Origin of the sequence: Mycobacterium arosiense ATCC BAA-1401 = DSM 45069, from assembly GCF_002086125.1 — a bacterium.
Taxonomy (GTDB): Bacteria; Actinomycetota; Actinomycetes; order Mycobacteriales; family Mycobacteriaceae; genus Mycobacterium; species Mycobacterium arosiense.
The window spans coordinates 1-19,941 of the sequence record NZ_MVHG01000062.1 but is presented as its reverse complement, the minus strand read 5'-3'; the positions used below and the strand labels follow the sequence as shown (position 1 = coordinate 19,941).

Here is a 19,941-nt window from a genome sequence, read left to right as displayed (position 1 = left end):
GTGCGTCGGAGACCAATTTCGACCGGGCGCAGCCATTGCCAACTCTGCGAACTTCGATCTTCGCAAGACCGGTAACCTCGGTGGGGTGTCCAAAACGTTCGTCGGGTCACGCGTTCGCCAGCTCCGCAACGAACGCGGGTTCTCCCAGGCCGCGCTGGCCCAGATGCTGGAGATCTCACCGAGCTACCTCAACCAGATCGAGCACGACGTTCGCCCGCTGACAGTGGCTGTGCTGCTGCGCATCACCGAAGTGTTCGGGGTGGATGCGACGTTTTTTGCCTCCCAGGACGACACCCGACTGGTCGCCGAGCTGCGGGAGGTCACCATGGACCGGGACCTGGACATCGACGTCGACCCCACCGAGGTCGCCGAGATGGTCAGCGCCCATCCCGCGTTGGCCCGCGCGGTGGTCAACCTGCACCGGCGCTACCGGATCACCACCGCGCAGCTCGCGGCCGCCACCGAGGAGCGGTACTCCGACGGCAGCGGCACCGGGTCGATCACCATGCCACACGAGGAGGTGCGCGACTACTTCTACCAACGGCAGAACTACCTGCACGAGCTGGACACCGCCGCCGAGGACCTGACCATCAAGATGCGCCTTCACCACGGCGATTTGGCCCGCGAGCTGACCCGCCGGCTCACCGAGGTGCACGGGGTGCACATCAACCGGCGGATCGATCTCGGCGACACCGTGCTGCACCGCTTCGATCCCAAGACCAAGACGCTCGAAATCAGCAACCACCTGTCGTTGGGGCAGCAGGTTTTCAAGATGGCCGCCGAATTGGCCTACCTCGAGTTCCGCGACCTGATCGACACTCTGGTCGAGGAAGGCAAGTTCACCAGCGACGAGTCGCACACTCTGGCCCGGCTGGGGCTGGCCAACTATTTCGCCGCGGCGACCGTGCTGCCCTACCGCCAGTTCCACGACGTCGCGGAGAATTTCCGCTACGACGTCGAGCGGCTGTCGTCGTTCTACTCGATCAGTTATGAAACCATCGCGCACCGGCTTTCGACGTTGCAGCGGCCGTCGCTGCGCGGTGTGCCGTTCTCGTTCGTCCGGGTCGACCGGGCCGGGAACATGTCGAAACGGCAGTCCGCCACCGGTTTTCACTTCTCCTCTAGCGGGGGCACCTGCCCGCTGTGGAATGTTTACGAGACGTTCGCCAATCCGGGCAAGATCCTGGTGCAGATCGCCCAAATGCCCGACGGCCGCAACTACATGTGGGTGGCCCGCACCGTGGAGCGGCGCGCGGCCCGGTATGGTCAGCCGGGTAAGACTTTCGCGATCGGCCTCGGCTGCGAACTTCGCCACGCCCACCGGCTGGTCTACTCGGAGGGACTCGACGTCTCGGGGGAACCAGGAACAGTGGCCACACCGATCGGCGCGGGCTGCCGGGTCTGCGAACGCGACAATTGCCCGCAGCGCGCGTTCCCCGCACTCGGCCGCGCACTCGATCTCGACGAGCACCGCAGCACGGTGTCGCCCTACCTGGTCACCCAGCCATGAACACGGCGCCGGACGGCCGCATCCCGCCGGGGCGGTTCCGCGAACTGGGACCGATCAACTGGGTCATCGCCAAGCTGGGCGCGCGCACCGTGCGGGCCCCGGAGATGCACCTGTTCACCACCCTCGGTCAGCGCCGGTTGCTGTTCTGGACCTGGCTGGCCTACGGCGGCCGGCTGCTGCGCGGCAAGCTTCCGGCCATCGACACCGAGCTGGTGATCCTGCGGGTCGCGCACCTGCGCGCGTGCGAATACGAGTTGCAGCACCATCGCCGGATGGCGCGTACGGCCGGGCTGGACGCCGAGCTGCAGGCCGCGATCTTCGCGTGGCCGCAGCAGCTGGACGATGCCCGCCTCACCGTGCGTCAGCAGGCGCTGCTGGCGGCGACGGATGAGTTCGTCAAGGACCGGACGGTCACCGCTGAGACCTGGCGGGCGCTGGCCACGCACCTGGATCGGCGTCAGCTGATCGAATTCTGTTTGCTGGCAAGCCAATACGATGGCCTCGCCGCGACCATGTCCGCGCTCGAGATCCCGCTGGACCTGCCGAATTAGCTACAGGTAGACGTCGGCGAGGATGGCCAGCGTCAGTATCACGGGCAGCACAGGCAGCGCGAAGGCGAACGCCGCCCACGGCCGCTTGCCACGCCGGCGCTGCCGCAAGCCCCATAGCGCGGCGCCGATCCCCAGCATCACCGAGGCCAGCAGCACCAGCGGTCCCCATTGGCCGGCGGTCGCGTTGTCGCCGTTCGAAATGACCAGCAGCCACAGCACATAACCGGTCGCCAGGCCACCGACGGCTCCCGCGAGCGCCTGGGGGGTGACGGTGCGCATCATCTCGTGGCTCAGAAATTGATCATGTGCCCGGTCAGGCCGTGGAAGCATTCCTGCAGCGCCTCGGACATGGTCGGGTGGGTGTGCACGTTGCGGGCCAGCTCGGTGGCGGTCAGGTCCCATTTCTGGGCCAGCGTCAGCTCCGGCAGCAGTTCGGAGACGTCGTGGCCGACCAGGTGCCCGCCCAGCAGCTCACCGTATTTGGCGTCGGCGACCAGCTTGACGAACCCGCTCGGGTCGCCCACGCCGTGGGCCTTGGCGTTCGCGGTGAACGGGAACTTGGCCACCACGACGTCGTGGCCTTCGTCGCGGGCCTGTTCCTCGGTGAGCCCGAAGCTGGCGACGTTGGGCTGGCAGAACGTCGCGCGCGGCATCATCCGGTAGTCACCGAGCGCCAAAGTCTCTGCGCCGGCGATGGTTTCGGCGGCCACCCCGCCCTGGGCCTCGGCGACGTGGGCCAGCTGCAGCTTTCCGGTGACGTCGCCGATGGCGTAGATGTGCTCGATGTTGGTGCGCATGTAGTCGGTGATTCCGATGGCTTTGCGGTCGGTGAGCGCCACACCGGCCGCCTCCAGACCGTAGCCCTCGACATTGGGCGCAAAACCAATGGCCTGCAACACCTTTGCGGCCTTGAGTTCTTGCGCGTTACCGTCCTTGCTGACCACCACGGTCACTTCGGAACCGTTGTCGGAGATCGACTCGACCTTGGTGCTGGTCAAAATTTTGATGCCCAGCTTCTTGAACTGCCTCTCGACCTCCTTGGACACCTCGGCGTCCTCGTTCGGCAGGGCGCGCGGCAGGAACTCGACGACGGTGACGTCGACGCCGTAGTTCTTCAAGACATAGCCGAACTCCATGCCGATCGCGCCGCACCCGGCGATGATGATCGAATCCGGCAGCTCGCGGGACAGGATCAATTCCTCGTAGGTGACCACGTTGGCCGACAACGACGTGCCGGGGACCAGGCGCGTGCTACTGCCGGTGGCGATGATGGCGTTGTCGAAGGTGACGTTCTCCGTGCCGCCCTCGTTGAGCTCGACCGAGATCGTGTTGGCATCGGTAAACCGTCCGTAGCCATGGATTTCGGTGATCTTGTTCTTCTTCATCAGGAAGTGCACGCCGGCGACGCGACCCTCGGCCACCTTGCGGCTGCGGTCAAACGCGGCACCGTAGTCGAAGGTCGCCTCGCCACTGATGCCGAACGTCTTGGCCTCTTTGGTGAAGATATGGACGAGTTCGGCGTTGCGCAGCAACGCCTTGGACGGGATGCACCCGACGTTGAGGCAGACGCCACCCCAGTACTTCGGTTCGACCACGGCGGTGGTCAGGCCCAGCTGTGCGGCACGAACGGCTGCGACATATCCGCCGGGGCCGGCCCCGAGGACGACGACGTCATAGTGAGAAGTCACGAGCCCACCCTAGTTGGCCGCGCCCCCTGACGACCGCCCGGGCGAGCCGTCAGTACGGAATCACACCGACCAGACAGTGCCCCACACGTTCGCAGTGGTAATAGCCGTACACCGGCGCCGCGGCGACCAGCGCGGCGAACGGCGCGGACATCAGCGCCACCGAGAGCGCCGAGATCAGCGGCCGGCCTTCGGTCATCGCCAACATCACCCCGCCGACGGTGCACGCCACCACGTAGACCAGCACCACGAACGACGCCGCGGTCTTGTCGGCCGAGTGGTACCACCAAGAAAACAGCCCCACCCCGATGACGGCCGCCGCGGACCACACGCCCAGCAGCACCAGGGCCAGCTTCCACCACTTGAGGTAGAGATACCGGCCCGGCACGTTGATCGGTTGTACCGGCGCGACCGGCTCGGTCGACTCCCGCTCACCGGCCTCCGGCGCGGGCGTCGCGTCCGCCCCCGGTGCGGTGTCAGGCTCCGGCTCGGACACCGCGGGGTGCTCGCCGGTGTCGTCATCGAAATCGGGGACCCAGGATTGGGTACCGGTGTGCTCGGCTTCGCCTTCGTCGTCCGAGAAGTCCGGCACGAACGCCTCGGTGCCGGGGCTCGAAGCGTCCTGGTCCTCAACCACCGGCGGTCACCCGCAGCGCGACGAGCACACCGAACCAGCCGGGCGCCACCGACAGCAGGAACGCCCCGAGCATCGTGACCCATCGGCGCCCGGAGAACAGGATCGCGGCCAGCCCGGCGACGCTGGGGATGGCGACCACCAACGCGATGACGCCGGCAGGGCGGACGCCGGCGTGAATCGCCACGGTGCACGCCACACCCGCCAATCCTCCGACCGCACTGCCGATCAGCATGGCGCTGGCCAATAACCAGGGACGCGGGAGGGGAATCACTTTCTCGACTGTACTGCGGCTACCGGTGCGCGGGGCGGCTTCCCGACGCCGCGTCGGCCACCACCGCACCGCGCGCCGCGGGGCGTTCACCGCGTTGGTAATCCGCGCCGGTGATCACCGCCGCGACGGCCAACGAAGCCCGTTCGTCGTCGGTGAAGGCGCGGCCGCGGGACAGGAACCGCACGCCGTCGGGTGCCTCCAGGCTGAACCCGCCCCCGCGGCCCGGCACCACGTCGATGACCAGTTGGGTGTGCTTGTCGCGATAGTGGGCCGTGTACTGCGGACCCGAAATCCACACCGGCACACCTTCTTCCCCGACATCGAGGACGCCGAGCAAGACGTCGCGATCGCCGACCAGGAAATCGCCGAGCGGATAACACATCGGCGATGACCCGTCGCAGCAACCACCGGACTGGTGAAACATCACCGGACCGTGCGTGGCCTGCAGCCGCGCCAGCACCTCGGCGGCCGCGGCGGTGATGACCACCCGAGCGGGCGCAACCATCAGAAGAAACCCTGCGCCTGCTGCGAGTAGGACACCAGCAGGTTCTTGGTCTGCTGGTAGTGGTCGAGCATCATCTTGTGGTTCTCCCGGCCGATGCCGGACTGCTTGTAGCCACCGAACGCCGCGTGGGCCGGATAGACGTGGTAGCAGTTCACCCACACCCGGCCGGCCTGGATGTCGCGCCCGGCCCGGTACGCGGTGTTGCCGTCGCGGCTCCACACCCCGGCCCCCAGCCCGTACAGGGTGTCGTTGGCGATCGAGATGGCGTCGTCGTAATCGGCGAACGACGTCACCGTGACCACCGGCCCGAAGATCTCCTCCTGGAAGACCCGCATCTTGTTGTTGCCGCTGAAGATGGTGGGCTGCATGTAGTAGCCGCCGGACAGGTCACCGCCGAGCTCGGCGCGTTCGCCGCCGGTGATCACCTTGGCGCCCTCGTCCTTGCCGATCTCGATGTAGGACAACACCTTTTCTAACTGGTCGTTGGACGCCTGCGAGCCCAGCATGGTCTCGCTGTCCAGCGGATCACCCTGGCGGACCGCCTTGGTGCGGATCGCGGCCAGCTCGAGGAACTCGTCGTAGATGTCGGCCTGAACGAGGCTGCGCGACGGGCAGGTGCACACCTCGCCCTGGTTGAGGGCGAACATGGTGAAGCCCTCCAACGCCTTGTCCTGGTAGTCGTCGGCCTTGGCCATCACGTCGGAGAAGAAGATGTTGGGGCTCTTGCCCCCGAGTTCCAGGGTGACCGGGATGAGATTTTGCGAGGCGTACTGCATGATCAGCCGCCCGGTGGTGGTCTCGCCGGTGAACGCGATCTTGGCGATGCGGTTGCTCGACGCCAGCGGCTTGCCGGCCTCGGCGCCGAACCCGTTGACGACGTTGACCACTCCGGGCGGTAGCAGGTCGCCGATCAGCGACATCAGGTACAGCACCGAAACCGGTGTTTGCTCAGCGGGTTTGAGCACCACCGCGTTGCCGGCCGCCAGCGCGGGCGCCAGTTTCCACGCACCCATCAGGATGGGGAAGTTCCACGGGATGATCTGCCCGACCACACCGAGCGGCTCGTGGAAGTGGTAGGCCACGGTGTCGTCGTCGATCTGGCTCAGCGAGCCCTCCTGCGCGCGCAGCGCCCCGGCGAAGTAGCGGAAGTGGTCGGCGGCCAACGGAATGTCGGCGGCCAGCGCCTCACGGATCGGCTTGCCGTTGTCCCAGACCTCGGCCACCGACAGCGCGGCGGTGTGCTCCTCGATGCGGTCCGCGATCTTGTTCAGGATGGCCGCCCGTTCCGCCGGTGCCGTCTTGCCCCACCCCGGGGCGGCGGCGTGCGCGGCATCGAGCGCCTGGTCGATGTCGGCCTCATCGGAGCGCGCTACCTCGCAGAACGTCTGGCCGGTGATCGGGGTCGGGTTTTCGAAATAGCGACCCTTGACCGGCGGCACCCATTGGCCCCCGATGAAGTTCTCGTACCTGGATTCGTACGACATCAACGCCCCGGCAGCACCCGGACGTGCGAAAACAGTCATCTGCCCCGCCTCCTCGTCGACCTTGTGTAACACAACTCACACTACCGCCCGGGCCACAATGGCACTCATGACCTGTGAACCCGCGGAGAACGCCGATGACCCTTACCTGTGGCTCGAGGACGTCACCGGTGCCGACGCGCTGGACTGGGTGCGGGCGCGTAACGAGCCGACGCTGGCGCGCTTTCGCGACGAGAATTTCGAGCGGATGCGCATCGAGGCGCTCGAGGTGCTCGACACCGACGCCCGCATCCCCTACGTGGTCCGCCGCGGCGAGTACCTTTACAACTTCTGGCGCGATGCGGCCAACCCCCGCGGGCTCTGGCGGCGCACCACACTGGACAGCTACCGCAGCGACTCCCCGGACTGGGACGTGCTGATCGACGTCGACGAGCTGGGCCGGGCCGACGGCCAGAAATGGGTGTGGGCCGGCGCCGGCGTCATCTATCCGGAATACACCCGGGCGTTGATCAGCCTTTCCCGGGGCGGCTCCGACGCCTCCATCGTGCGCGAATTCGACATGACGACAAGGCAATTCGTCGACGGCGGGTTCGAGCTGCCGGAGGCCAAGTCGCAGGTCAGCTGGGCCGATCCGGACACCGTGCTGGTCGGTACCGACTTCGGCGGCGATTCGCTGACCGATTCCGGCTATCCGCGGGTGGTCAAGCGGTGGCGCCGCGGCACCCCCCTCGCCGAGGCCGAGACCGTCTTCGAGGGGTCTCGGTCGGACGTCAACGTGGTGGCGAGCGCCAGCCGGATCCCCGGGTTCGAGCGCACGCTGATCGCCCGGGCCCTGGACTTCTGGAACGAAGAGGTCTACGAGCTACGCGGGTCGGAACTCATCCGCATCGACGCGCCCACCGACGCCAGCGTGAGCCTGCACCGCGAGTGGCTGTTGATCGAGCTGCGCAGCAATTGGTCCTGCGGCGGGGCCACCTACACCGCCGGGTCGCTGCTGGCCGCGAATTACGACGAATTCCTGGTCGGCACAGCGCAATTGCAGGTGGTGTTCGAACCCGACGAGCACACCGCGCTCAACCACTACGCGTGGACCCAGGACCGGCTGCTGATCGTCTCGCTGGCCGACGTGGCCAGCCGCGTGGAGATCGTCAGGCCCGGTGACTGGCGGCGCGAGCCGGTGGCCGGCATTCCCGCCGCGACCAACACCGTCGTCGTCTCCGCCGACGACACCGGTAACGAATTCTTCCTGGACTCCAGCGGATTCGACTCGCCATCGCGGCTGATGCGGGGAACCGACGATGGGCGGCTCGAGCAGACCAAATCGGCGCCGGCCTTCTTCGATGCCGAAAACATCTCGGTGACACAGAACTTCGCCACGTCGCAGGACGGCACGTCGATCCCCTACTTCGTGGTGCGGCCCGGCGGCCCCCGAGTCTCCGACGGGCCGGCGCCCACCCTGCTCTACGGCTACGGCGGCTTCGAATCGTCGAACACACCGGGCTACAGCGGCGTGCTGGGCCGGTTGTGGCTGGCCCGCGGCGGCACGTACGTCCTGGCCAACATTCGCGGCGGGGGCGAATACGGCCCCGGCTGGCACACCCAGGCGATGCGGGAGGGCCGGCATAAGGTGGCCGAGGATTTCGCCGCCGTCGCAACCGATTTGGTGGATCGGGGCATCGCAGGCGTGGAGCAGCTCGGGGCGCAGGGCGGCAGCAACGGGGGCCTGCTGATGGGGATCATGCTGACGCAGTACCCGGAGCGGTTCGGCGCGCTGGTGTGCAGCGTGCCCCTGCTGGACATGAAGCGCTACCACCTGCTGCTGGCCGGCGCTTCCTGGGTCGCCGAATACGGCGACCCCGATAACCCCGATGACTGGGCATTCATCTCCGAATATTCTCCGTATCAGAACATTTCGGCGACGCGTCGCTACCCGCCGGTGCTGATCACCACCTCCACCCGCGATGACCGGGTGCACCCGGGCCACGCCCGCAAGATGACGGCCGCGCTACAGGCCGCCGGTCACCAAGTCTTCTATTACGAGAACATCGAGGGCGGGCACGCGGGCGCGGCGGACAACGAGCAGATGGCGTTCAAGTCCGCGCTGACCTACTCCTTCCTATGGCAAATGCTCGCCCGGCCATAGGATCGTCGACGTGTCAGCGATCCAACGCATCGAACTCACGCTGCTGGCCACCGGACTGATCTTCATCCTGGCCTCCGCGGCGCAGGCGCGCTATCGCTTCGTCAAGCACCGCCGCGCCGGCCGGCGGTTCTATTGGGCGACCGCGGCCATCGGCATCGTCTGCTTCGCGGTCGGGACCGGGCAACTCTGGCCGAACGGTGTGCTCGCGGCGGCGGTGTTCTCCGCGATCGTCGCCTTCTCGGCCTACCTCACCACGCCGTATCTGAAGATCGGCGGGCGCATCTATGCGTCCTCGCCGGAAAACCGTCAGCCCGACCCATAGGACGCCATGGGAACCCGCGACTTCGAGACGTTGCTGTACAACACGGCCGGCCCGGTTGCCACCATCACGCTGAACCGCCCGGAGCAGCTCAACACCATCGTGCCGCCGATGCCCGACGAGATCGAGGCCGCCATCGGCCTGGCCGAGCGCGACCCGGCGATCAAGGTCATCGTGCTGCGCGGTGCGGGGCGGGCTTTCTCCGGCGGCTACGACTTCGGCGGCGGATTCCAGCACTGGGGCGAGTCCATGATGACCGACGGGCGGTGGGATCCGGGCAAGGATTTCGCGATGGTCACCGCCCGCGAGACCGGGCCGACCCAGAAATTCATGGCCATCTGGCGGGCATCCAAGCCGGTGATCGCGCAGGTGCACGGCTGGTGCATGGGCGGGGCCAGCGACTACGCGCTGTGCGCCGACCTCGTCATCGCCAGCGAGGACGCCGTGATCGGCACGCCCTACAGCAGGATGTGGGGGGCGTATCTGACCGGGATGTGGCTCTACCGGCTGAGCCTGGCCAAAGCGAAATGGCATTCGCTGACCGGCCGGCCGCTGACCGGCGTGCAGGCCGCCGAGATCGAGTTGATCAACGAGGCGGTGCCCTTCGAGCGGCTGGAGGCGCGGGTCGCCGAAATCGCCGCCGAACTGGCACAGATCCCGTTGTCGCAGCTGCAGGCCCAGAAATTGGTCGTCAACCAGGCGTACGAAAACATGGGGCTGGCATCCACCCAGACACTGGGCGGCATCCTCGACGGCCTGATGCGCAACACCCCCGACGCGCTGGCCTTCATCAAAACCGCCGAGGCCGACGGGGTGCGGGCGGCGATCGAGCGCCGCGACGGCCCCTTCGGCGACTACAGTCAGGCCCCGCCCGAGCTGCGGCCCGATCCCAGCCACGTCATCGTCGCTGATAACGACTGATACTGAGGTGCACTAGCCAAGTCCTGGCAGTGAGCTGGGAACTGTCCCCGAAGGGCCAAAAAGTGCTACCGTGACTGCTATGTCTCGGCTGAGTACTGGCCTGCGTGCAGGCGCCGCGTCCCTCGCTCTGGGTGTTACCGCTGCGATCTTTCCGTCGACCGCGGTAGCCGACTCCACGGAGGACTTTCCCGTCCCCCGCCGGATGATCAACACCACGTGTGACGCCGAGCAGATCCTGGCGGCCGCCCGGGACACCAGCCCGGTGTACTACCAGCGCTACATGATCGACTTCGACAACCACCCCAACGTCCAGCAGGCCACCATCGATAAGGCGCACTGGTTCTTCTCGCTGTCGCCGCAGGACCGCCGGAACTACTCCGAGAACTTCTACGCGCCCGTGTCCGATCCGCTGTGGGTGGCCTGGCCCAACCACATGAAGATCTTCTGGAACAACAAGGGCGTGGTGGCCAAGGCCACCGACATCTGTAACCAGTACCCACCCGGCGACATGGCGGTCTGGGACTGGGCTGAGCCAACCGGTCCTCCTGGGTGGCCGGGGCCCGTCAAGGGTAGGGCGGAGTAATGCGCTGACGACGCCCCGAACCGATTCGCGGCGTCGTCCCGGCATCATCTTCCCGCGCCGGCGGGACTCTCCTTATTCGTTGCGCCGCGCAGGATCAGCGCGGCTGTACCAGGCCGCCCGGCGGGTGCTCCTCGACGTCCTTGAGGATCAGCTCGCGCACGGCGCGACGCGCCCCGTACGGTCGCAGCATGGTGCTGGCCGGCCGGGGACGCACGTGCTGCGGCCACCAGAACCAGCGCCCGAGCAAGGTCGCCAGCGACGGCGTCATGAACGACCGCACGATCAAGGTGTCGAACAGCAGACCCAGCGCGATCGTCGTGCCCACCTGGGCCATCACCAGCAGCGGGCTGAAGACGAACGTGGCCATGGTGGCGGCGAACACCAGACCGGCGGAGGTCACCACCGAGCCCGAACCGGCCATCGCGCGGATCGTCCCGGTCTTGAGCCCGGCGTAAATTTCCTCCTTGAACCGCGATATAAGCAGCAGGTTGTAGTCCGAGCCGACCGCCAGCAGCAGGATGACGGCCATCGCCAGCACCATCCAGTGCAACTTCAGGCCCAGGATGTACTGCCACAAGAGCACGGAGAGTCCGAACGAGGCGCCCAGCGACAGCAACACCGTACCGACGATCACGAAGGCCGCCACGACGCTTCGGGTGATCACCAGCATGATGATGAAAATCAAAGTGGCTGCGGCGATTCCGGCGATCAACAGGTCGATGTTGGAGCCGTCGTGCATGTCCTTGTACGTGGCGGCGGTGCCGCCGAGGTAGACCTTGGCGCCCTCCCAGGGGGTGCCCTTGATCGCCTCGTGCACGGCCTGCTTGATCGGTTCGATGTGGTTGATGCCTTCAGGAGTCGCCGGGTCACCTTCGTGGGAGATGATCAGCCGGACGGCGTGCCCGTTCGGCGAGATGAAATTCTTGAGACCCCGCGTGAAATCCGGGCTCTTGAACGCCTCCGGCGGAAGGTAGAACGTGTCGTCGTTCTTCGCTTTGTCGAAGGCATCGCCCTGGGCGGTGGCGTTGTCGGCCTGCGCTTTCGCCTGGTCGTTGAGACCCTTTGTGATCGCATAGTTCGACATGATGGTGTCGAGGTTGCGCTGTTGGCTCTCGATCTGCGGCGGGATCAGCGCCACCAGCTTCGGCTGGATCCGATCCAGCTTGTCGAGGTTCGCGCTGAGGTTCACGATGTTCTCAGCCACCTGGTCGATGCCATCGAGCGCGTTGAAGACCGACCGGAGTGCCCAGCAGACCGGGATGTCGTAACAGTGCTTCTCCCAGTAGAAGTAGCTGCGGATCGGCCGGAGGAAGTCGTCGAAGTTCGCGATGTCGTCGCGCAGTTTCTCGGTGATCTGCACGGTTTCCTTGGTGAGCCTGGTGGTTTCGTGTGTGGTGTTGCTCAGATCCTGGGTGACCTGCATCTGCTCATGCAGCGTTGCCATCGTTTTCCTGAGCTCGTCCGCCTGGTTCAGCAGGTTTCTCGCCTGCTCCTCCTGATAGTGCTGGGTCTGCAGCCGCCCTGCGGCTTGCGCGCCCATCTGAAAACCGAGGGTGCTGTGATCGAGCGGCGTGCCCAGCGGCCGGGTGATGGTCTGCACCCGGCCGATACCGGGGATGTGGAAGACCGCCTTGGCGACCTTGTCCAGGACCAGGAAATCGGCCGGGTTACGCAGGTCGTGATCGGTCTCGATCATCAACAGCTCGGGGTTGAGCCGAGCCTGGTCGAAGTGCCGGTCCGCGGCGGCATATCCGAGGTTGGCCGGGGTGTCGGCCGGCAGGAAGTGGCGGTTGTCGTAGTCGGTCTTATAACCGGGCAGGGCGAGCAGACCGACGAGGGCCACCCCGATCGTCACCGCGAGAACCGGTGCGGGCCAGCGGACGACCGCGGTGCCCATGCGCCGCCAGCCCCGGGTCGCCAGCTTGCGCTTCGGATCCATCAGCTTGAAGAATGACGCCACCGTCAGCATCGCCGGACCCAGCGTCAAAGCCGCGAACACCGCGATCAGCATGCCGACCGCGCAGGGCACACCCAGCGACTGGAAGTACGGCAGCCGGCAGAAGCTCAGGCAGTACATCGCGCCGGCGATGGTCAGGCCCGATCCCAGCACGACGTGCGCGGTGCTGTGGAACATCGTGTAGAAGGCTTGTTCGCGGGTCTCACCCAGACCGCGGGCCTCCTGATAGCGGCCCACCACGAAGATCGCGTAATCCGTGCCCGCGGCGATCGCCATCAGCACCAGCATGTTGTTGGCGAAGGTCGACAACCCCATGACGTCGTAGTTACCGAGCGTCGCGACGACACCGCGGGCCGCCGCGAGCTCGATGAACACCATGGCCAGCATGATCAGAACGGTGCTCACCGACCGGTACACGAACAGCAGCATCAACACGATCACCACGAAAGTGACGATGGTGACCTTCGCCACGCCCTTCTCGCCCGCGTGGGACTGATCGGCGAACAGCGGACCCGCGCCGGTGACGTAAGCCTTGATTCCCGGCGGCGCGGGCACCGAGTTGACGATCTTGCGGACGGCCTCGGCGGACTCGTTCGCCAGCCCGCCGCCCATGTTGCCGGCGAGATAAACCTGGACGTACGCGGCCTTTTGATCGTGGCTCTGGGAACCCGCCGCCGTCAGCGGATCACTCCAAAAATCCTGGACGTGCTGAACGTGGTCCTTGTCCTGCTCGACGCGCCTGACGATCTCGTCGTAGTAGTGGTGCGCTTCGGCGCCGAGTGGCTTGTCGCCCTCCAGCAAGATCATGGCCGAGTTGTCGGTGTTGAACTCTTTGAACGTCGATCCGACCCGCATCATCGACTGAAAGGATGGCGCGGCGGTCGGACTCATCGACACCGCGTGGGTTTTGGCGACGACCTCGAGCTGCGGGGCCACGGTGTTGGTGATGAAGACGATGCCCAACCACACCAGAACGATCGGCAGCGCCAGCCGGTGGATCATCCGCGGCAGGAACGGCGGGATCAGGGGCTGATCGACGCGCGGGGCAGCCTCGCCTGGCTCGCTCATGCGGACTTGTCCAGGCAGTAGACCATGGCATTGACCATTTCGTTGGACGGCGAGTGATTCGGAGCCTTGATGACGTCACCGGTCCCGTCGTGCTTGTTCACCACGAACTGGCAGGCGATCCAACTGCCGTCTCCCTGCGCCACCAGGTTTGCCGGGATGCCGGGCTTCGTTGAACTCAATACTTTGCTCCAGGGCAAGGGCACGTTGAGGGCCTGCTGCGGGTGGGAGTTTTCGTCGAGGTAGTTGATGGTTGCCGTGCTGCCCGGTGGGCCCCAGACCTGGAGCGTGATCGTCTTGGCGTTGAACTCGTCGAGGACCTCGCCCGAGGTGCCACCGCCGAACGAACCCTTGTGAACGCCGAAGACGCCGTGCAATCGGTATACGACGAATCCCGACAGCGCGACAACAGCTGCGATCGTGAGCACCAGCCAGAAACGCCCAAAGAGCCCCTTTTTCTTGCCGCGCTGCGGGGCGACGTTGTTGCCCTCGCCGCCGGCGGAGCCTTGCGTTTTCAGCGGCTCCGTCCTTGGCTCCGTCGTCGTCATGGGCGCGTCAAGTCCTTCCCGTCCACCGGTTGCAGTTCGCCAAGCCACAGCGCTTTGCCCCCCTTTCTGAGTATTCACGAGGCTGCCGAGATGAGCCCGATGCACGTGGCCGTCAGCAGGCGGGTGAGCGCTGACGCGAAGTCCAGATTCCACTCGGGCGGAACGACTTCGGGCTCCTCGGCATAGACGTCGGTCAGCTGTTCCGGCGGGTTCGCGACCTGCCACAGCGTGGCCGCCAGCGAGTACGCGGCCAGCAGGATGTCCAGCGAGCCCGACCGTCCGAGTTCCGGCAGCGCGTTGCCGATCGCATCCGCCAGCGACAGGGTGGCGGCGGTGCTGATCCGCCTGACCTCGATGACGCGTTCCGCGTCCACCTCGTGTTCGAGGTGCAGGTGCAGGTTGGCCAGCAGGTCACAGAACAGCGGGTCCTCGGCCAGGGCTTCGGCCAGCGTCTCGGCGATGCGCGAGGGTGACTTCGCGCCGGGCTCGGCCAGCTTCTCGGACACGGTGTTTGACCATCGCACCCAGCCCTCGGCGGACAGATGCAGCAGGACTTCCTTGTGCGAGGTGAAGTAACGGCGCACCGCAGAATAGTGAATTCCGGCGCGGCTGGCGACCGCGGTCAGGGTGACCGACGTGACGCCCGTTTCCATGGCCAGCGAGCGTGCGGCTTCCACAAGCGCCTCCGCACGTTGGCGCTTCTTTTCCTCGGTGCGGGCGCGCTGGAACGTTAATTGCGCCACCGATTGAGCGTAACGCACGTTGTGTGATTTGCATAACGCACGCTACGTGACTTGTGACTGGTCACAGCCGGCCGGCAAAACAGGTAAAGGTGTATTCATGCTCATCGCCCGGCGTCCTTCGCGCCCGTCCGGCTAGACCGTGCAGACCATCGCCCTGATCGGGTTTCTCGGCGGCCTGATCACCGGTATCTCGCCGTGCATCCTGCCGGTACTGCCGGTCGTGCTCTTGTCCGGCATGGACGGCGGGCGCCGCCGCGGCGTGAGTTCCGCCGCGCGACCCTACCTGGTGATCGCGGGCCTGGTGTGCAGCTTCAGCCTGGCCACACTGCTCGGCTCCGCGCTGCTGACGGCGCTGCATCTGCCGCAGGACGCGATCCGGTGGGCCGCCTTGGTGGTGCTGGTGCTGATCGGCGTGGGCTTGATCTTCCCGCCCGTGCAGCACCTGCTCGAGCGGCCGTTCGCGTCTTTCCCGCAGCGCCAAATAAGTTCTGGCACCAATGGTTTCGGGCTGGGCCTGGCGCTGGGCGCCCTGTATGTGCCGTGCGCGGGGCCGGTGCTGGCCGCCATCGTGGTGGCCGGCGGCACCTCGTCGATCGGTCCCGGTGCGCTGGTGCTGACCGCCACGTTCGCCGTCGGCAACGCGCTGCCGCTACTGGCCTTCGCGCTGGCCGGGCGGCGCGTCGCCGAACGGGTGGCCGCGCTGCGCCGCCGGCAGCGCGCGATTCAGACCGCCGGCGGGATAGCGATGATCGTGCTGGCCGTGGCGCTGGTGTTCAACCTGCCGGCGATGCTGCAGCGCGCCGTGCCCGACTACACGACGGCCATGCAGAACAGGTTGGGCGCCAACGACATCGAGCGCAGCCTGGGTCCCGCCCCCGCACAGCGGTCGACTCAGGGCGGCGGGCTGCAGCTGAGCCGGCCCGGCACCGCCGCCGACGGCGCGCCCAGCGACTGTTCCAGCGGCTCCGCCGAACTGCAACAGTGCGGACCGGCCCCCGCGCTCACCGGCGTCACCGGGTGGCTCAACACCCCCGACGGCAAACCGCTGGATTCCGAATCGGTGCGCGGCAAGGTGATCCTGATCGATTTCTGGGCCTACTCGTGCATCAATTGCCAGCGCGCCATCCCGCACGTAATCGATTGGTACAACCGCTATCGCGACGACGGACTCCTCGTCATCGGGGTGCACACCCCCGAGTACGCCTTCGAGCGGGTACCCGCCAATGTGGCCAGCGGCGCCGCCGACCTGCACATCACCTATCCCATCGCGCTGGACAACGACTACGCGACGTGGAACAACTTCTCGAACCTGTACTGGCCCGCCGAGTACCTGATCGACGCGAATGGGCAACTGCGGCATACCAAGTTCGGCGAGGGCGACTACGACGGCACCGAGAAGCTGATCCGGGCGCTGCTCGTCGACGCCCACCCCGGCGCCCGGTTACCCGCACCGACCAATTCCTCCGACATGACTCCGCAGACCAGGCTCACACCCGAGACCTACCTGGGTGTCGGTAAATCCAAAAATTACGGCGGCACCGGGGATTATCGGGAAGGCGTCGCCACGCTGAGCTACCCGCCGAACCTGGCCGACGACAAGTTCGCCCTGCGCGGCCGCTGGACGCTCGACGACCAGGGGGCCACGGCCGACGGCGACGAGTCCGCCATCCGGCTGAACTACACCGCGAGAGACGTCTACGCCGTCGTCGGCGGGACCGGCACCCTCACGGTGACCCGGGACGGCAAGACCACCACGACGCCGATCGGCGGAGCGCCCACGTTGCACCGGATCGTCGCTGACGACGCCGCCCATCGGGATCAGCTGGACATGGGAGTCAGCAAGGGACTGCAGGTGTTTTCGTTCACCTTCGGCTAGCCGCCGGCTGCGACCTCTACGTGAAGCTGCCGACCATGGCAACGATCACGCCGAGTGCGACCAAGGCGGCACCGGCAAGCAACGTGACGTTGAGCCATTGGCGCAGACCGGCTTCGGCGTGCCCGGCCATCACCTCGGCGATCACCCGGACGTTGCCGGTGGTGTGGTTGAGCGCGCCGTTGAGGTAACGAGCGGCGACCTCGATGCCCGCCCACCCGGCCGCACCGACGAGCAGCGCCGAGACGCCCAGGCTGCTCAGCGCCTTGCCGCGGCCGCGCGCGGCGGCCAGTGTGAGCAACGCGCAGACACCGCACAGCGCCGCCACCCCGACGCTCACCCACGGACCCCAGGTGGCCAGCGGGCTCAGCCGCCCCTGGCGCATCGATTGCGGTACCGAAACCGTCAGCGGGACAGTCAGTTTCGCGGGGATTGTCACGTTGTGGTCGCTGAGCAGCGGCTGAATCGAGGGATCCTTGAGCATCGGCGCCACGTCGACCGCCCACTGGTTGCCGTTCTCGGCGACCGCCGGGTCGCTGAACAACCAGCCGTGTGCCGCCCGGTTCGCCCGGGCGAACAGCGGCGGAAAGGCCGGGCCCGCGGTGAAGGCGCCGGCCGCCTCGCGTACCTCGGAATTGTCGAGCGGGTAGCGGCCCCCGCCGCGCTCGGCGGCCAGGGTCGTTGCGCGAGAGGTCAATTCGGCCGCCATGGCGGACTGCAGGGCCGGATCGGTCGCCGCGCGCTGCGCCATCGCGGCGTAGCCGTCGGCGTCAACGACGTGTAGCTGCGTCCACGCCGCGGGAATCGCCAGCGCCAGCGCAAGCGTGGCAATGAGCCACAACAGCACGGTCGCCGCGAATCGCACGCCTGCGAATCTACGCAATCCCCCGCACGTACGCGGCCTGCCCGAGGTGCTGGGCGCAGTCGTCGATGATGCTCACCAATCGCGCGCTGGCCGTCACCGGGGGATCCCAGTTGGTGTCCACGACGCGGGCCAGCTCCTCGGCGGTCACCCCCGCGACGTATTCGAGGCTGAGCTTATGCACCGCGTGGTAATACCCGGAGAGCAGGTTTGCGGGCGCCTTCACCTTGGCCACGTCGTCGGGCCCGTGCCCGTAGCCGGTGTCGTTGGGCGGCAGTTCGAGTCCGAACCGGTCCACCCAGCCGTCGCGGAACCACACCTGCTCTACGCCGGCGACATCGGCGAGCTGGAGGTCTTGGATCCGCGCGCTGTGCCACAGCAGCCAGGCGATGCTGTTGGCGTCCGGGGCCGGCCGGTAGCCGGACACCTCGTCGGTCAGCCCCTCGGTGATCTGGTCGACGTGTTCGATCAGCCGGGTGAACGCGTCACGCAGGAGCTCTTGCAAAACGGCGGCATCGTCGGTGCTGGGCATGCCCGTGACACTACGGGAGCACCGCGCAGTGATCACGGGGAAGATCCTGGCACGAGCCACCGCAACGGTCGTAGATTGTTTGGATGACTTACGACCTCATCATCCGCAACGGCACCATCGTCGACGGGTTGGGCGCTGAGCCGTTCGTTGGCGACGTGGCGGTGCGAGACGGCGTCATCGCGGCGGTCGGGAACGTTAACGGCGAGGCCGCCGCGCGCGAGATCGACGCCACCGGCCTGCTGGTCACGCCCGGCTTCGTCGACCTGCACACCCACTACGACGGCCAGTCCATCTGGTCGGAACGCCTGACGCCGTCCTCCGCGCACGGCGTCACGACCGTGGTGATGGGCAACTGCGGGGTCGGTTTCGCGCCGTGCCGTCAATCCGACCACGACGTGCTCGTCGACGTGATGGCCGGTGTCGAAGACATTCCCGGCGTCGTCATGACCGACGGCCTGCCGTGGACCTGGGAGACGTTCCCCGAATACATGGACGCGCTCGACTCCGGCAAGCGTGACATCGACGTGGCGGCGTATCTGCCGCACTCGCCACTGCGGGTGTACGTGATGGGCCAGCGCGGCGCCGACCGCGAACCGGCCACCGCCGACGACCTCGCGAAGATGCGGGCGCTGGCGAAGGAGGCGATCGAGGCCGGCGCGCTGGGCTTCGCGTCGTCGCGGCTGACCATCCACAAGACCGAAAGCGGTTCGCCCATCCCGAGTTACGACGCCGCCCGCGAGGAGATCGAAGAGATTGCGCGCGGGGTCGTCGACGGCGGCGGCGGACTGCTGCAGTTCGTCCCGGACATCCCGTCGGGCGGCTATCAGCCGGTGCTGCAGACGGTTTTCGACGTCGCCGAAGACTTACGCCTGCCGGCCACTTTCACCCTCGTCGTCGCCAACTCCGGCGAGCCCACCTGGCCGGACGCCATCACGATGATCGAGAAGGCCAACGCCGCCGGCGGTGACATCACGGCGCAGCTGCTGCCCCGCCCGATCGGATTGATCATCGGCCTGCAGCTGACGGCCAACCCGTTCGTGCTCTACCCCAGCTACCGCGAGATCGCCCACCTGCCGCTGGCCGAGCGGGTCGCCGAGATGCGCAAGCCCGAGGTCCGCGCCCGCATCCTGGCCGACAAGCCCGGCCAGGGACACCCGATCCTGTACGTCGCTCAGATGTGGGACTGGATCTTTCCGCTGGGCGACACCCCCGATTACGAGCCCGACCCAGCGACCAGCATCGGCGCCCGCGCCCGCGCCCGCGGCGTCGACCCGATGGAAGAGGCGTACGACCGGCTGCTCGACGATGAAGGCCGGGCCATGCTGCTGGTCGCGACCAGCAACCTGCAGAACAACTCGCTGGACACCGTCGGCGAGCTGCTGCACCGCGACGACGTGGTGCTCGGTCTCGGTGACGGCGGCGCGCATTACGGGATGATCTGCGACGCAAGCTACTCGACCTACTTCCTGACGCACTGGGCACGGGACCGCAAGACCGGACGGTTCACGGCGCCCGAGGCGGTTCGCGAGCTCACCTCGGTGCCGGCCCGCGTCGCCGGGCTGGGTGATCGCGGCCGAATCGCGGTGGGCTACAAGGCCGATCTCAATGTGATCGACCACGCCGCGTTGCGGCTGCACAAGCCGGTGATCAGCTACGACCTGCCCGCCGGGGGGCGGCGCCTAGACCAGACCGCCGAGGGGTATGTCGCCACGATCGTGGCCGGCGAAGTCATCGCCGAAAACGGCGTTCCCACCC

19 protein-coding genes are annotated in these 19,941 nt (G+C 66.9%); 8 read left to right on the top strand and 11 right to left on the bottom strand.

The window, feature by feature from the left end:
• The first annotated feature begins 85 nt into the window (after window positions 1–85).
• On the top strand, window positions 86–1,510 hold the full coding sequence (gene ramB / locus BST14_RS19975; RefSeq protein WP_083066110.1) for an acetate metabolism transcriptional regulator RamB: 1,425 nt from the start codon (window positions 86–88) through the stop codon (window positions 1,508–1,510).
• Window positions 1,507–2,061, top strand: coding sequence for a carboxymuconolactone decarboxylase family protein (locus BST14_RS19970; RefSeq protein ID WP_083066109.1), 555 nt, complete (start codon window positions 1,507–1,509; stop codon window positions 2,059–2,061). The genes ramB and BST14_RS19970 overlap by 4 nt, the downstream gene beginning before the upstream one ends.
• On the opposite strand, the gene BST14_RS19965 is transcribed toward BST14_RS19970, so the two are convergent.
• Genes BST14_RS19965 through exaC form a run of 6 tightly spaced genes read right to left on the bottom strand, consistent with a single transcriptional unit; the run spans window position 2,062 to window position 6,682 of the window.
• On the bottom strand, window positions 2,062–2,343 hold the full coding sequence (locus BST14_RS19965; protein WP_083066108.1) for a hypothetical protein: 282 nt from the start codon (window positions 2,341–2,343) through the stop codon (window positions 2,062–2,064).
• Window positions 2,344–2,351: 8 nt separating this feature from the next.
• Window positions 2,352–3,749, bottom strand: a complete 1,398-nt coding sequence (gene lpdA / locus BST14_RS19960; protein WP_083066107.1) for a dihydrolipoyl dehydrogenase — start codon at window positions 3,747–3,749, stop codon at window positions 2,352–2,354.
• Window positions 3,750–3,798: 49 nt separating this feature from the next.
• Window positions 3,799–4,383, bottom strand: a complete 585-nt coding sequence (locus BST14_RS19955) for a hypothetical protein (protein WP_083066106.1) — start codon at window positions 4,381–4,383, stop codon at window positions 3,799–3,801.
• Window positions 4,376–4,654 carry a putative holin gene (locus tag BST14_RS19950; RefSeq protein WP_211280770.1) on the bottom strand — a complete coding sequence of 93 codons (279 nt, stop codon included), beginning with the start codon at window positions 4,652–4,654 and terminating at the stop codon, window positions 4,376–4,378. Before BST14_RS19950 ends, BST14_RS19955 begins: the two co-directional genes overlap by 8 nt.
• Before the next feature lie 19 nt (window positions 4,655–4,673).
• Window positions 4,674–5,159: a DUF779 domain-containing protein gene (locus BST14_RS19945; RefSeq protein ID WP_083066104.1), complete on the bottom strand. Its 486-nt coding sequence runs from the start codon at window positions 5,157–5,159 to the stop codon at window positions 4,674–4,676.
• Window positions 5,159–6,682: an acetaldehyde dehydrogenase ExaC gene (gene exaC, locus BST14_RS19940; protein WP_083066122.1), complete on the bottom strand. Its 1,524-nt coding sequence runs from the start codon at window positions 6,680–6,682 to the stop codon at window positions 5,159–5,161. Before exaC ends, BST14_RS19945 begins: the two co-directional genes overlap by 1 nt.
• Before the next feature lie 67 nt (window positions 6,683–6,749).
• On the opposite strand from exaC, the gene BST14_RS19935 reads away from it, so the two are divergent.
• The 4 genes from BST14_RS19935 (at window position 6,750) to BST14_RS19920 (ending at window position 10,606) form a co-directional block, all read left to right on the top strand.
• Window positions 6,750–8,783, top strand: coding sequence for a prolyl oligopeptidase family serine peptidase (locus BST14_RS19935; RefSeq protein WP_083066103.1), 2,034 nt, complete (start codon window positions 6,750–6,752; stop codon window positions 8,781–8,783).
• Window positions 8,784–8,793: 10 nt separating this feature from the next.
• Window positions 8,794–9,105 carry a hypothetical protein gene (locus BST14_RS19930; RefSeq protein ID WP_066868448.1) on the top strand — a complete coding sequence of 104 codons (312 nt, stop codon included), beginning with the start codon at window positions 8,794–8,796 and terminating at the stop codon, window positions 9,103–9,105.
• A gap of 6 nt (window positions 9,106–9,111) precedes the next feature.
• Entirely contained in the window at window positions 9,112–10,023 is a 912-nt protein-coding gene (locus BST14_RS19925; RefSeq protein ID WP_083066102.1) for a crotonase/enoyl-CoA hydratase family protein, read from the top strand.
• 79 nt (window positions 10,024–10,102) lie between these two features.
• Entirely contained in the window at window positions 10,103–10,606 is a 504-nt protein-coding gene (locus BST14_RS19920; RefSeq protein WP_083066101.1) for a DUF5078 domain-containing protein, read from the top strand.
• A gap of 94 nt (window positions 10,607–10,700) precedes the next feature.
• On the opposite strand, the gene BST14_RS19915 is transcribed toward BST14_RS19920, so the two are convergent.
• The 3 genes from BST14_RS19915 to BST14_RS19905 all read right to left on the bottom strand — a co-directional run bounded on the left by BST14_RS19915 (window position 10,701) and on the right by BST14_RS19905 (window position 14,937).
• Window positions 10,701–13,631, bottom strand: a complete 2,931-nt coding sequence (locus BST14_RS19915) for an MMPL/RND family transporter (protein WP_083066100.1) — start codon at window positions 13,629–13,631, stop codon at window positions 10,701–10,703.
• Window positions 13,628–14,176 carry an MmpS family transport accessory protein gene (locus tag BST14_RS19910; RefSeq protein WP_083066099.1) on the bottom strand — a complete coding sequence of 183 codons (549 nt, stop codon included), beginning with the start codon at window positions 14,174–14,176 and terminating at the stop codon, window positions 13,628–13,630. Before BST14_RS19910 ends, BST14_RS19915 begins: the two co-directional genes overlap by 4 nt.
• 74 nt (window positions 14,177–14,250) lie before the next feature.
• Window positions 14,251–14,937, bottom strand: a complete 687-nt coding sequence (locus BST14_RS19905) for a TetR/AcrR family transcriptional regulator (protein ID WP_142279510.1) — start codon at window positions 14,935–14,937, stop codon at window positions 14,251–14,253.
• 121 nt (window positions 14,938–15,058) lie between these two features.
• Between BST14_RS19905 and BST14_RS19900 the strand changes: the two genes are divergently transcribed.
• On the top strand, window positions 15,059–16,795 hold the full coding sequence (locus BST14_RS19900) for a cytochrome c biogenesis protein DipZ (protein ID WP_083066097.1): 1,737 nt from the start codon (window positions 15,059–15,061) through the stop codon (window positions 16,793–16,795).
• Between the two features lie 16 nt (window positions 16,796–16,811).
• Here the strand turns inward: BST14_RS19900 and BST14_RS19895 are convergent, their stop codons facing one another.
• Both BST14_RS19895 and BST14_RS19890 read right to left on the bottom strand, forming a co-directional pair.
• Window positions 16,812–17,657, bottom strand: coding sequence for a hypothetical protein (locus tag BST14_RS19895; protein WP_083066096.1), 846 nt, complete (start codon window positions 17,655–17,657; stop codon window positions 16,812–16,814).
• 10 nt (window positions 17,658–17,667) lie between these two features.
• A complete protein-coding gene (locus BST14_RS19890) occupies window positions 17,668–18,186 on the bottom strand; it encodes a mycothiol transferase (RefSeq protein WP_083066095.1) in 519 nt (172 codons plus the stop codon).
• Between the two features lie 83 nt (window positions 18,187–18,269).
• Between BST14_RS19890 and BST14_RS19885 the strand changes: the two genes are divergently transcribed.
• Window positions 18,270–19,941: N-acyl-D-amino-acid deacylase family protein (locus tag BST14_RS19885; RefSeq protein WP_083066094.1), on the top strand; the 1,672-nt coding region annotated here is incomplete at its 3' end.

Bases quoted from the DNA above. Each gene is read 5' to 3' on its own strand.
- BST14_RS19970 (WP_083066109.1), top strand. From the start codon at position 1,507: ATGAACACGGCGCCGGACGGCCGCATCCCGCCGGGGCGGTTCCGCGAA.
- BST14_RS19890 (WP_083066095.1), bottom strand. From the start codon at position 18,186: ATGCCCAGCACCGACGATGCCGCCGTTTTGCAAGAGCTCCTGCGTGAC.
- BST14_RS19965 (WP_083066108.1), bottom strand. From the start codon at position 2,343: ATGATGCGCACCGTCACCCCCCAGGCGCTCGCGGGAGCCGTCGGTGGC.
- BST14_RS19910 (WP_083066099.1), bottom strand. From the start codon at position 14,176: ATGACGACGACGGAGCCAAGGACGGAGCCGCTGAAAACGCAAGGCTCC.
- BST14_RS19920 (WP_083066101.1), top strand. From the start codon at position 10,103: ATGTCTCGGCTGAGTACTGGCCTGCGTGCAGGCGCCGCGTCCCTCGCT.
- BST14_RS19925 (WP_083066102.1), top strand. From the start codon at position 9,112: ATGGGAACCCGCGACTTCGAGACGTTGCTGTACAACACGGCCGGCCCG.
- BST14_RS19915 (WP_083066100.1), bottom strand. From the start codon at position 13,631: ATGAGCGAGCCAGGCGAGGCTGCCCCGCGCGTCGATCAGCCCCTGATC.
- BST14_RS19945 (WP_083066104.1), bottom strand. From the start codon at position 5,159: ATGGTTGCGCCCGCTCGGGTGGTCATCACCGCCGCGGCCGCCGAGGTG.
- exaC (WP_083066122.1), bottom strand. From the start codon at position 6,682: ATGACTGTTTTCGCACGTCCGGGTGCTGCCGGGGCGTTGATGTCGTAC.
- BST14_RS19935 (WP_083066103.1), top strand. From the start codon at position 6,750: ATGACCTGTGAACCCGCGGAGAACGCCGATGACCCTTACCTGTGGCTC.